Origin of the sequence: Agromyces sp. NPDC127015, from assembly GCF_042725165.1 — a bacterium.
Classification (GTDB): Bacteria; Actinomycetota; Actinomycetes; order Actinomycetales; family Microbacteriaceae; genus Agromyces; species Agromyces chromiiresistens.
Genome location: NZ_JBHXDI010000002.1, coordinates 240,711 through 250,934, shown reverse-complemented (window position 1 = coordinate 250,934; position 10,224 = coordinate 240,711). Strand labels below are relative to the sequence as shown.

General features: G+C 70.4%; 12 protein-coding genes. 6 read left to right on the top strand and 6 right to left on the bottom strand.

Going from position 1 to position 10,224, the window contains the following annotated elements; genetic code table 11:
* The first annotated feature begins 139 nt into the window (after positions 1 to 139).
* Together ACFWGP_RS07510 and ACFWGP_RS07505 are read left to right on the top strand one after the other, a co-directional pair.
* Positions 140 to 1,456, top strand: coding sequence for an MFS transporter (locus tag ACFWGP_RS07510; RefSeq protein WP_376930552.1), 1,317 nt, complete (start codon positions 140 to 142; stop codon positions 1,454 to 1,456).
* A gap of 141 nt (positions 1,457 to 1,597) precedes the next feature.
* Positions 1,598 to 2,065, top strand: a complete 468-nt coding sequence (locus ACFWGP_RS07505) for a pyridoxamine 5'-phosphate oxidase family protein (protein ID WP_376930551.1) — start codon at positions 1,598 to 1,600, stop codon at positions 2,063 to 2,065.
* Between the two features lie 29 nt (positions 2,066 to 2,094).
* Here ACFWGP_RS07505 and ACFWGP_RS07500 read toward each other — a convergent pair whose 3' ends face one another.
* Complete coding sequence (locus tag ACFWGP_RS07500) at positions 2,095 to 2,442, bottom strand: hypothetical protein (protein ID WP_376930550.1); 348 nt, start codon at positions 2,440 to 2,442, stop codon at positions 2,095 to 2,097.
* Positions 2,443 to 2,693: 251 nt separating this feature from the next.
* Here ACFWGP_RS07500 and ACFWGP_RS07495 point away from each other — a divergent pair, with 251 nt between their 5' ends.
* Entirely contained in the window at positions 2,694 to 3,878 is a 1,185-nt protein-coding gene (locus ACFWGP_RS07495) for a hypothetical protein (RefSeq protein WP_376930549.1), read from the top strand.
* A 24-nt stretch (positions 3,879 to 3,902) separates the two neighbouring features.
* On the opposite strand, the gene ACFWGP_RS07490 is transcribed toward ACFWGP_RS07495, so the two are convergent.
* The 4 genes from ACFWGP_RS07490 to ACFWGP_RS07475 form a co-directional block, all read right to left on the bottom strand.
* Positions 3,903 to 4,064 (bottom strand): hypothetical protein, encoded by a 162-nt coding sequence (locus ACFWGP_RS07490; protein ID WP_231429889.1) that lies wholly within the window; start codon positions 4,062 to 4,064, stop codon positions 3,903 to 3,905.
* Positions 4,065 to 4,296: 232 nt separating this feature from the next.
* The gene (locus tag ACFWGP_RS07485; protein WP_376930548.1) at positions 4,297 to 5,955 is read right to left on the bottom strand and encodes an FAD-dependent oxidoreductase; all 1,659 of its coding nucleotides are present in this window, start codon (positions 5,953 to 5,955) and stop codon (positions 4,297 to 4,299) included.
* Positions 5,956 to 6,043: 88 nt separating this feature from the next.
* On the bottom strand, positions 6,044 to 6,334 hold the full coding sequence (locus tag ACFWGP_RS07480; protein WP_231429891.1) for a metal-sensitive transcriptional regulator: 291 nt from the start codon (positions 6,332 to 6,334) through the stop codon (positions 6,044 to 6,046).
* A gap of 106 nt (positions 6,335 to 6,440) precedes the next feature.
* Positions 6,441 to 6,800, bottom strand: coding sequence for a rhodanese-like domain-containing protein (locus ACFWGP_RS07475; protein ID WP_231429892.1), 360 nt, complete (start codon positions 6,798 to 6,800; stop codon positions 6,441 to 6,443).
* A gap of 44 nt (positions 6,801 to 6,844) precedes the next feature.
* On the opposite strand from ACFWGP_RS07475, the gene trxA reads away from it, so the two are divergent.
* The 3 genes from trxA (at position 6,845) to ACFWGP_RS07460 (ending at position 8,955) form a co-directional block, all read left to right on the top strand.
* Positions 6,845 to 7,213 (top strand): thioredoxin, encoded by a 369-nt coding sequence (gene trxA / locus ACFWGP_RS07470; RefSeq protein WP_376930547.1) that lies wholly within the window; start codon positions 6,845 to 6,847, stop codon positions 7,211 to 7,213.
* A complete protein-coding gene (locus ACFWGP_RS07465) occupies positions 7,210 to 7,485 on the top strand; it encodes a DUF2892 domain-containing protein (protein ID WP_255679849.1) in 276 nt (91 codons plus the stop codon). Before trxA ends, ACFWGP_RS07465 begins: the two co-directional genes overlap by 4 nt.
* 120 nt (positions 7,486 to 7,605) lie before the next feature.
* On the top strand, positions 7,606 to 8,955 hold the full coding sequence (locus tag ACFWGP_RS07460) for a hypothetical protein (RefSeq protein WP_376930546.1): 1,350 nt from the start codon (positions 7,606 to 7,608) through the stop codon (positions 8,953 to 8,955).
* Between the two features lie 124 nt (positions 8,956 to 9,079).
* Here ACFWGP_RS07460 and ACFWGP_RS07455 read toward each other — a convergent pair whose 3' ends face one another.
* The gene (locus tag ACFWGP_RS07455) at positions 9,080 to 10,078 is read right to left on the bottom strand and encodes a hypothetical protein (protein ID WP_376930545.1); all 999 of its coding nucleotides are present in this window, start codon (positions 10,076 to 10,078) and stop codon (positions 9,080 to 9,082) included.
* Between the last annotated feature and the right edge of the window lie 146 nt (positions 10,079 to 10,224).

The window sequence follows — 10,224 nt, the reverse complement described above, 5'->3', positions numbered from 1 at the left end:
TGAGCAGGTCGGCGTGGTCTCGATACGGCGCTGCGCGCCCCCTCGACCGACGGATGTCGATCTCGACCCTGCCCGTTCGACGCATGAGTAGAAGCGCCTGCTTCACGAAGCATCCGAACTCTCGGCAAGGAGCACGATCATGACTGCACCTCGGGCCCTCCGCCCCCTGCGGAACCCCGCCTACCGGTGGCTCGCCGCCGCGCTCGTCGCATCGATGATCGGCGCGGGCATCTGGATGGTCGCCCTCGTCTGGCAGATCGTCGCCATCGGCGGCGGGGCGGCCGAGCTGTCGTTCGTCGCCGGTGCGTCAGCGGTCGGGATGCTGCTGACCACGCTGCTCGGCGGCGCGCTCGCCGATCGCATTCCGCAGCGGCGCATCCTCATCACGGTCGAGGTCGTGCGCGCCGCGAGCGTCGGGGCGGTCGCCCTGCTCGCGCTCGCCGGAACCCTCGATGTCTGGCACCTCGTCGCCGTCGCCTTCGTCGGCGGTGTGATGGCGGGCCTCTACTACCCGGCGTACTCGGCGCTGCTGCCGAGCGTCGTGCCTGAAGACGAACTGCTCGCCGCCAACGGCTTCGAGGGCATGGCGCGCCCGGTGCTCATGCAGGCCGGCGGCCCGGCGCTCGCGAGCGCGCTCATCGCGGTCTCGTCGCCGGGTGCGGCGCTCGCGGTCGCAGCGCTCACGGGCGTGGTCGCAGCGGTGTGCCTCAAGCGGGTTCCCGACCAGCCGCTGCGTGGCGAGCGAGCGAGCGGAACGAGGCATCCGGCCGTCGCCCTGCTCGTCGACGTGCGCGACGGATTCGCCTACATGGTGCGCACGCCGTGGCTGCTCGGCACCCTGGCGTTCGCGTCGCTGCTCATCCTCATCATCATGGGGCCGTTCGAGGTGCTCGTGCCGTTCGTCATCAAGGATGTCGCGGGCGCCGGCCCCGAGGGCCACGCGCTCGTGCTGGCCGCGTTCGGCATCGGCGGCGCGGTCGGGTCGATGGTCGTGGCATCCCTGCGGCTGCCGCGCCGGTACCTGACCGTCATGAACCTCTTGTGGGGGCTCGGCTGCCTGCCGCTGCTCGTGTTCGGCCTGACCGACCAGCCGTGGGTGATGGCACTCGCCGCGTTCGCCGTCGGCGCCGCGTTCAACGGCGGCGTCGTCATCTGGGGCACGCTGCTGCAGCGCCGGGTCCCGCCCGAGATGCTCGGACGCGTCTCGAGCCTCGACTTCTTCGTCTCGCTCGCGTTCATGCCGGTGTCGATGGCGATCGCCGGGCCCGCGGGCGAGCTCGTCGGACTGCCCGTCGTGTTCCTCATCGCCGGCATCGCCCCGCTCGTGATCGGCGTCGTCGCGATCGTCGCGGCCCGCATGCGCCGCGACGAGCTCGCGAACCCCCTGGATGCCGCAGAGCCGGCCGACCTCGACACGGTGGATGCCTCGGCCGAGCCCGATCCGGCGTTCGCCTGACGCTCGTCGGTCGATTAGCCGCGCAGCGCCGTATCGAGACCTCCCCGTCGGCCTCTCGTCGGTCGAGCAGCGACGAAGGAGCGTATCGAGACCACGGACCCGCGCACACCCTCTTACGGCATCACCCAAGAGCTGATACCCATGAACATGCCCTCAGACGTGAACGCATCACCTGCTGAAGCCGCCCGCCGCGTCGTCGACGCCAACACGTACATGACCCTCGCGACCGCCGATGCTTCGGGCAACCCGTGGGCGACGCCCGTCTGGTTCGCCGAGCACGAGCTGCGCGAGTTCGTCTGGGTGTCCCGCTTCGCGACGCGACACTCCCAGAACATCGCCGCTCGTCCCGAGGTCGCGCTCGCGATCTTCGACTCGACGGTCGCCGTCGGCAGTGCGATCGCCGTCTACGCCGAGGGTGTCGCCGGCGAGCTGCCCGACGACGAGCTCGATGCCGCGCTCGCCGTGTTCGACACCCGGTCGGTGGCGCAGGGCCTCCGCAGCTGGACTCGTGACGACGTCACCGGCACGGCACCCTTCCGTCTCTACCGGGCGACGGCGACGCAGGTCTACGTGCTCGACGAGCTCGAGCGGCGGGTTCCTCTCCTGTAAGCGGCACCGACGCGGGCGGCGCCGCGCGCCTAGGGCACGCGCTTCGCCGCGTGCCGCGCCGCGCGCCGCCGTTCGAGCGCGGCATACCCCTTGAACATCATCGGCATGACCCAGTAGGCCGCGATCGGCACGACGATGAGCGTGAGTACGAAGGCCCGCAGCACGGGATGCCAGCCCCTCGTGAACGGTTCCGACAGCATGCCGACGATGGCGACGAGCGGAAATATCGTGAGCCACACGATGAGTGCCGAGACATGGATGTTCGGCCGCGCAGGAGGCGGGGCGGGCTGCGGCAGGGCGGCCCGCGGCGGGGCGGGCTGCTCGGTCTGTTCGAGGTCCGGCGCGGGTACTTCGTGCTCAGGCGGTGTGGTCGACATCACGGCCTCCGTGATCGGGGCATGGCCGCGGGCGGCGGCGAGACACGCGGGCGCGGCCGACTCGTTCCATTCTCCTCCCGAGCGGAGTGCACCGCTACGATCCTGCCGGGGTCGGCGCCGCCGCGCCGCCGCGCCGGCGGCTCGCGACGCACGATGGCGGGCCCTGAGTCGCGATCTTATGATGGAGCATGGCCTGGTTCGGGGTCAGGCGCAGACGCGATGCGCACGAACTCGAGGTCCACGACGCAGACTTGGCGAAGCGGGCTGGATCGGCCCTGTTCGCCTGTGATGAGCGCATCCGGGTCGCCATCGACGAACTCGCGTTCGCGGAGGCCGAACTGGGATCCGACTCGACCGATGGATTGAGCCAGGCGATCGCTTCGGGTCGAGGACTCCTGAGCGAGGCGTTCCGAGTGAACCGGGCCAATCGCGACGTGGTGCGCGGCACCCCCGACGAGGTGCGTGCCCGCGACGCTCGCATCATCGAACTGTGCACGTCAGCAGTGAGCGCGCTCGACGAGCAGTCCTCCACGCTCGCGCGTCGGCTCGCGCTGGCGCGGCGGGCACCCGAGGTCATCGCCGGCGTCCGAGCCGATGCTGCACGCATCCGCTCGCGGATCCCGCAGGCCCGCGACATCCTCGAGCAGTTGGCCGCCCGCTACTCGGGCGAGGCGCTCGCCGAAGTGGCGGCCAATCCCGCTGAGGCGGAACGGCTGCTCGACTTCGCCGAGCACACTGCGCGCGTGGCGGAGCGGCGGCGTGCGGCCGGGCAGCGGGAGCAGGCGAATCTCGCGCTCGAGGCATCCACCGAGGCGGTGCGCCGGGCCGCGGCCGCGCTCGATGCGGTCGAGACCTACGAGGTCGAGGCGTTGCACGCGGAGTCCAAGCTGGCAGCGCTCGTCGACGAGTCCCGCCGTGGCCTCGCCGCCGCGCTGAAGGAGCCGCAGTCGCGCGGCGTCGCCAACGCGATCGCCGAGCTCCGGGCCGCCCTCGCCGACCTTCCGGAGGTCGGCGTGAACACCGACCCGATCGCCCGCCTCGACCGGCTGCGCGCGGCGAACGAGGCATTGGATGCCGCGATTGCGGCCGTTCGCGAGCGTGCGACGCACCCGGTCCCCCCGCCCGAGCACGTACGCCACGTCATCTACGACGCCGACAAGCAGCTCGACCTGGTGCGTGACACCGTCGCCGGTCACCCGGGCTGGGTCGGCCCCGAGGCGTTGGCGCAGCTGGCCCAGTCCGAGCGCGTTCGGATCGATCTCGGCCACTACCTCGGCAGTTCGACTGCGCCGATCACCCTGACGGACGAAGACCACCGAGCGCACGTGATCGCGATGGCGCAGCATGTCGCCTACCTCGCGAGCGAAGCCCTGCACCTGGCGCGGCGCGACATCCGAGCGGGCCGATTGCAGGACGCCGGGCAGCGGCCTTCGTGACCCTCGGTTCGACGTCGAAGAGCGTCAGCGGCCGAAGAGACGGGCGAAGAAGCCCTGCGACGGCTCGTGCTCGTGCCCGGCGCAGCGCTGCGCGCGCGGGACGCCGCGCATGACTTGATCGACGTGCTGGCCGCAGCCGGCCCAGGTCGTCTTTCCGCACTTGCGGCAGGTGACGGTTCGGCACATGGTGAATTCCTCGGGGTTCTCGGGTCGTATGAACGGACGGGTTTCAGCGACGGTGGTCGCCGTCGCACCATTGCTCGACAGGCACGTGGGCCTTCACATCGGCGACGTGCTGGCCGCAGCCGGCCCAGGTCGTCTTGCCGCAGGTGTCGCAGGTCGCAGGGCTGCACATGGGTGGTCCTCCTCAGGGGTGGTTGTCGGTGATCGGTGGAATGACGGAGATCGGGTCCGCCGGTCAGGCGGCGGCCTCCAGTACGCGACCGGGCGCGTCATTGCCGGCCTTCCAGGTGAGGTAGCCGCCGTCGAGGTTGACGGCGTCGCGGCCGTGCTGGGCGAGCAGGCGCACGGCGGTGTGGCCGCGCTGGCCCACCTTGCAATGCACGATGAGCCGGCCGCCGGGAAGCTCGTCGAGGCGGTCGCGCAACTCGTCGAGCGGGATGCGCACCGAGCCGGGGATGGCGCCGTCGGCGACCTCGCCCGGGGTGCGGATGTCGAGCACGATCGCCCCGGCGGCCACGGCCGCATCGACCTCGTGCCACTGGATCGACGGAGTGAGCCCATCGGCCGCGTTCAGGGCGACGTAGCCGAGCATGTTCACCGGGTCCTTCGCCGACGAGTACTGGGGCGCGTAGGCGAGCTCGAGGTCGGCGAGGTCGGCGGCGGTCAGTCCGGCGGTCATGGCGGTCGCGATGACGTCGATGCGCTTGTCGACGCCATCGCCGCCGACGCCCTGGGCGCCGAGGATCGCGTCCGTCTCCGCGTCGACGATCAGCTTCAGCGACATCGGCTCGGCGCCGGGGTAGTAGCCGGTGTGCGACGCCGGGTGCGTGTGGATGACCCGGAGGTCCCGCCCGCGCGCCCGCAGGAGCTTCTCGTTCCACCCGGTCGTGGCCACGGTGAGGCCCATGACCCCGACCACGGCCGTGCCGAGCGCGTCGCGAACGCGGACCTCCCGGCCCGCGATGGCGTCGGCCGCGAGTCGCCCGTGGCGGTTCGCGAGGCCGGCGAGGGCGACGATCCGGGGCTCGCCGGTGATCGCGTCGGTCTTCTCGACGGCGTCGCCGATGGCCCAGATGTTCGGGTCGCTCGTCTGCAGGCGCTCGTCGACGCGGATGCCGCCTCGAGCGCCGAGCTCCAGTCCAGCCGCCACGGCGAGCGAGGTCTCCGGCCGCACCCCGACCGAGCCGAGCACGAACTCGGCCGGGATCACGGAACCGTCGTCGAGCACGGCGGTGTCGTCGCCGAGTTCGACGACCTTCGTGCCGAGGCGCACATCGACGCCCGCGTCGATGAGGTGCTGGGCGACGGGACCCGCCATCTCCGGGTCGATCGTCGGCAGCACCTGGTCGGCGAGTTCGACGAGCGTGACGTCGAGTCCGCGGTGCATGAGGTTCTCGACCATCTCGAGGCCGATGAAACCGGCACCGATGACGAGCGCGGTGCGGGGCTTCACCTCGAGCGCGCTCATCGCGGCGTCGACGTCGTCGATGTTCCACAGGGTGAGCATGCGCTCTCCGCCCTCCATCGGCGGCCGAACCGGCGTCGATCCGGGCGAGAGCACGAGCGCGTCATAGCGCAGCACCTGCTCCTGCCCGCTCGTGAGGTCGCGTGCCGTCACGGTTCGCGCCGCGCGATCGATCGCGACCGCCTCGGTCCTGACGCGCACGTCGAGCCCGAACCGGTCGGCGAGCGAACGGGGCGTTTGGAGCAGGAGACTCGAGCGCTCCTCGATGACTCCGCCCAGGTAGTACGGAAGGCCGCAGTTGGCGAACGAGACGTGGCCGCCGCGCTCGAGGACGGTGATCTGCGCGTGCTCATCGAGCCTGCGCAGCCGGGTCGCGGCGGACATTCCGCCGGCGACGCCGCCGATGATGACGTACTGCTTGGAGATCATGCCGCCACTGTAACAATACCCCAGGGGTATTGTCAAAATACACCCGGGGTATTGAATCCGACCGATGGTGACGGGGCGCCGGGAGGCGTCAGGCGAGGGAGAGGAACAGCTTCTCCAGCTCGTCGAGCGTGAGCGGCTGATCGGGCGCGTCGCCGGAGGGCTCGGTCGATTCCTGCTCGGCGACGCAGTCCTTCATCGCGCTGGAGATGATGGCGAAGCCTGCGCGATCGAGCGCGGACGAGACGGCCGAGAGCTGAGTCACGACCGTTCGGCAGTCCGCGCCCGATTCCACGGCTTCGATCACGGCATTCAGCTGGCCGCGAGCGCGCTTCAGGCGGTTCGCGATACGGCGCTGGGGGTCGAGCGACGCGTTGGTCATGGTGTGCCTCCGGTGTCTCGGTCCGACGTGTGATCCCGCGGGGTCGGACCCAGCCCTGCGGGGGCGGTGGATGGCCTCGTCGCCGAGGGGGTCGGTCGCCCGGTGCTCATGGGACGACCGGGAGACCGGTGGCGGAGGCGGCCTGCTGCATCGATCCGGCGTCGGTGACGACGAGGCCCGTGTCTTCGAGGAGTTGTGCCGCCTGGCTCGAGCGATTGCCCGACTGGCAGTAGACGACGTAGTCGGAGTCGTCGTCGAGCTGGGGGAGCTGATCGGCGAGCTCGCCGGACGTCAGGTCGAGATTGACGGCACCTTTCAGGTGTCCGGCGGCGTACTCGTCGGCGGTGCGTACGTCGATGACGACCGTATCGGCCGTCAGCTCGACGGGGTCGGCCGTGGCGCATCCCGTGAGGGCGAGGGCTGCCGCACCGGTGGCGGCGAGAAGGGCGGTTCGCAGTCCGTGCATGGCCTCAACAATACCCCATGGGTATTTTCTGGTATCCTCGAGTCATGGCTTCCGTGACCATCACCCACGACACCATCGAGTCCACCGTGCGCGACAACGATCTCGTGCTGCTCGACTTCTGGGCCGAGTGGTGCGGCCCCTGCCGCGTGTTCGGCCCCATCTTCGAGCGCGCCTCCGAGCAGCATCCCGACGTCGTCTTCGGCAAGGTCGACACCGAGGCCGAGCAGGCGCTGGCAGCCGGGTTCCGCATCACCTCGATCCCCACGCTCATGGTGTTCCGGCAGGGCATCATCGTCTTCGCCCAGCCTGGCGCGCTGAACGCGGCGCAACTCGAGCAGGTCGTCGAGGGGGCGAAGGCGCTCGACATGGATGACGTGCGCCGTCAGCTCGCGCAGCAGTCCGACGTGGCATGACCCTCCCGTCTCGACGGGTCGGGTCGCGGGCCTGCACGGTCAACCGCGGTGAGCGTGTCGTGCGGGGCGTCATCGCCCTCGTGCTCGCGGCGTTCGCGGTGAGCAGTCTCGACACCCTGTGGTGCGCGATCCCAGCTGCCGCGTGCGCGGGATTCCTCATGGTCGGAGCGATCACCGGCTGGTGCCCCACCGATCTGCTCGCGCGCACCTCCGGCGGAGTCGAACCCAACGACCTCGGCTACCCCGAAGCCCCTCAGCAGCTCATGCCGTGATGGTTCGGGCGCTGGCAGTGCTGCAGGTCGCGAACCCCGCCATCCGACCGACTCGAGCCTCGAGGCATCCGTCTGCGAAGCCCACAGTCGCCTTCAAGCACCGCCCGTAGGATCGAGGGCATGGCCGGATTCTGGGGCAAGCGAAAGCGCGACGAGCAGGAGCTCCAAGCTCAAGACGCCGACTTGGCGAAGCGCGCCGGCAGCGCCCTCGTCGAAGCCGACGAGCGCGTGCGCGTCACCGCCGACGAGCTCGCGTTCGCCGAGGCCGAGCTCGGGCACGAGGCGACCGCCGAGCTGAGCCAGGCGCTCGCCGCGGTGCGCGAGCACCTGGGCGAGGCGTTCCGGCTGAATCAGCTGAACTACGACGAGATCCCCGACACCGTCGAAGAGCTGCGCATGCGCAATGCCCGCATCGTGCAGCTGTGCGACTGGGCCGAAGACGTGCTCGACGAGCGCACCGCCGCCCTCGCCGACAAGATCGCACGGGCGCGCCGGGCTCCCGAGATCATCGCCGGGGTGCGAGCGGATGCCGCGCGGCTGCGCTCGCGCATTCCGCACACCCGCGACACCATCGAGCGGCTCGCCGCGCGCTACTCGCACGAGGCACTCGCCCAGGTCGAGGTCAATCCGGCTGAGGCCGAACAGCTGCTCGGATTCGCCGAGCACAGCGCCGGCGTCGCCGAGCGCCGGCGCGAGGCCGGGCAGCGCGAACAGGCGAACCTCGCGCTCGAGGCGTCGACCGAGTCGGTGCGCCGCGCGGCGGCGCTGCTCGACGCGGTCGAGACGTTCGAGGTCGAGGCGCTGCGCGCCGAGGCCACGCTCGCGGCTATCGTCGAAGACTCGCGCGCCGACCTCGTCGTCGCCCTGAAAGAGCCGGCGACGCCCGGCGTCACGTCGGCGATCGCGACACTGCAGGCGGCACTCGCCGCGATGCCCGCGGCCGGCGTCAACACCGACCCGTTCACCCAGCTGAGTCGCCTGCGCGAGGCCAACGCCGGCTTGGACGCCGCGATCGCCGCCGCCCGCGAGCGTGCGTCACGCCCGATTCCGCCGCTCGAGCACGTGCACCACGCCATCGACGACGCCGACCGGCAGCTCGCGATCGCGCGCGACGTCATCGCCGGCCACCGCGGCTGGATCGGCGCCGACGCCCGCACCCGACTGGCCGAGTCCGAGCGCATCCGCCTCGACCTCGATCACTTCCTCGGCGCGCCCGCCGCGGCCGTCACCGTCATCGACGAGGATCACCGCGAGCAGGCGATGCTCATGGCCCGCCGCGTCGCCCAACTCGCCGCCGCCGCACTGCAGCTCGCCCAGCGCGACATCGACGCCTCGCGCCCGCAGGGCGGCCCCGGCCAGTGGGGCGACCCGGGCTGGGGCGGCGGACGCCGCGGCGGAGGCTCCGACCTCATGGGCGGCATCCTCGGCGGCCTCGTCATCGGCAGCGTGCTCGATGGGATCTTCGACTGACCCGATCGTCGGTCGAGTAGCGACGAAGGAGCGTATCGAGACCACACCGTTGGTGCCCCGTCGGATCGACAGCCTGCTGGCGTGGGCCGTGCTGCAGCACTGAGGATCGCGCCGTGACCGAGACCTACGCCGATCGGGCCGATTCTGGTTCACGCCGAGACATCCGCTTGGTTCGCCGCTGCCGCAACATCGTCGAGCGCAACTCAACCGCGAACTCGAGCGTGAGGCGGGTCCATTCGTCGGCATCAGCTCGCTCGTAGGGGCGAAGCAAGGCGCGGAACGAATCGAACGCCGGTGGATCTTCGCGCCCTGAGAGGCGGGCCGCTGCCAGCGCGACGACCGATTGGATGACGGGATCACTCGGACGCGGCTCGCCCATCGGCGTGAGTGGCGGCAGCGCGTCGGGGGCGAGTGCGTTCTCGAGACGGAGAAGTGCACACCAGAGTTCGTCTCGCGTTCGCTTTCGGCGAGGTGACCGAAGTACCAATTCTGCTTCCCTCACGACTTCGGTCGTCGCAGAGAGGACGTTCTTCAGGATTCGATTCGTGTGTCTGACACGCGCAACGTGCGCGGCAGTTGCGGCGATCGCGACGGTCAGGAGGGTCGCGATCGGAAGGATCTCGCTTCGGGGGGTGCCAACTATGAGGTAGCCGAGTGCGACGAGCGCGGTAACGATGGCGGCGACAAACGCGACATCGGCCGCGCGTCCATACCGTGCCGGGTTGAGACCGTGAGTCGTGCTGACGGGGGGCTCGCGCTGTGAGAGGGGGAGCAGGCCCATGGCGAACGCAAGAATCGCCCATTCGAGCCCGATCGCCGCGAGCGGTCGCGCTGACTGTGCGGCTCCGGAGGTCGCTGCGACGAACACCGCGATGAGCCCCATGCCCACGCAGAACCAGGTCAGCACGATGGTGACGACTACGATCCATGGGCCGATGGCGCGGGCGATGCGGGCGATCCGGACAACGTGACGATGCCGGAGCGATCCCAACGTCATGCCGATCCCGAGCGCGCTGACAATCACGCCCGGTATGAAGAGCAGATGGTCGACGAGGGGAATGTTGGCATTGCTTGCCTCGCCAGCCGCGATCGCGATGATCCCGGCACCGAGAAGTGCCACCATCCATGCGACCACTCGCAGCCGGCGAGCCCGTCGGTGATCCGACGGAGCGTCAGGGATGGTAATGCTGGCGTCGTCGGCAAGTTGCCAGAGCGGCGGAGAGGCGTGAGCAGGCGGTGTCGATCGTGCGGCTCTCACTTGAGTCAGCA

Excerpts from the sequence above, each read along its gene's own strand:
- ACFWGP_RS07510 (WP_376930552.1), top strand. The coding sequence starts at position 140 with ATGACTGCACCTCGGGCCCTCCGCCCCCTGCGGAACCCCGCCTACCGG.
- ACFWGP_RS07505 (WP_376930551.1), top strand. The coding sequence starts at position 1,598 with ATGAACATGCCCTCAGACGTGAACGCATCACCTGCTGAAGCCGCCCGC.
- ACFWGP_RS07500 (WP_376930550.1), bottom strand. The coding sequence starts at position 2,442 with ATGTCGACCACACCGCCTGAGCACGAAGTACCCGCGCCGGACCTCGAA.
- ACFWGP_RS07490 (WP_231429889.1), bottom strand. The coding sequence starts at position 4,064 with ATGTGCCGAACCGTCACCTGCCGCAAGTGCGGAAAGACGACCTGGGCC.
- ACFWGP_RS07485 (WP_376930548.1), bottom strand. The coding sequence starts at position 5,955 with ATGATCTCCAAGCAGTACGTCATCATCGGCGGCGTCGCCGGCGGAATG.
- ACFWGP_RS07480 (WP_231429891.1), bottom strand. The coding sequence starts at position 6,334 with ATGACCAACGCGTCGCTCGACCCCCAGCGCCGTATCGCGAACCGCCTG.
- ACFWGP_RS07475 (WP_231429892.1), bottom strand. The coding sequence starts at position 6,800 with ATGCACGGACTGCGAACCGCCCTTCTCGCCGCCACCGGTGCGGCAGCC.
- trxA (WP_376930547.1), top strand. The coding sequence starts at position 6,845 with ATGGCTTCCGTGACCATCACCCACGACACCATCGAGTCCACCGTGCGC.
- ACFWGP_RS07465 (WP_255679849.1), top strand. The coding sequence starts at position 7,210 with ATGACCCTCCCGTCTCGACGGGTCGGGTCGCGGGCCTGCACGGTCAAC.
- ACFWGP_RS07460 (WP_376930546.1), top strand. The coding sequence starts at position 7,606 with ATGGCCGGATTCTGGGGCAAGCGAAAGCGCGACGAGCAGGAGCTCCAA.
- ACFWGP_RS07455 (WP_376930545.1), bottom strand. The coding sequence starts at position 10,078 with ATGGTGGCACTTCTCGGTGCCGGGATCATCGCGATCGCGGCTGGCGAG.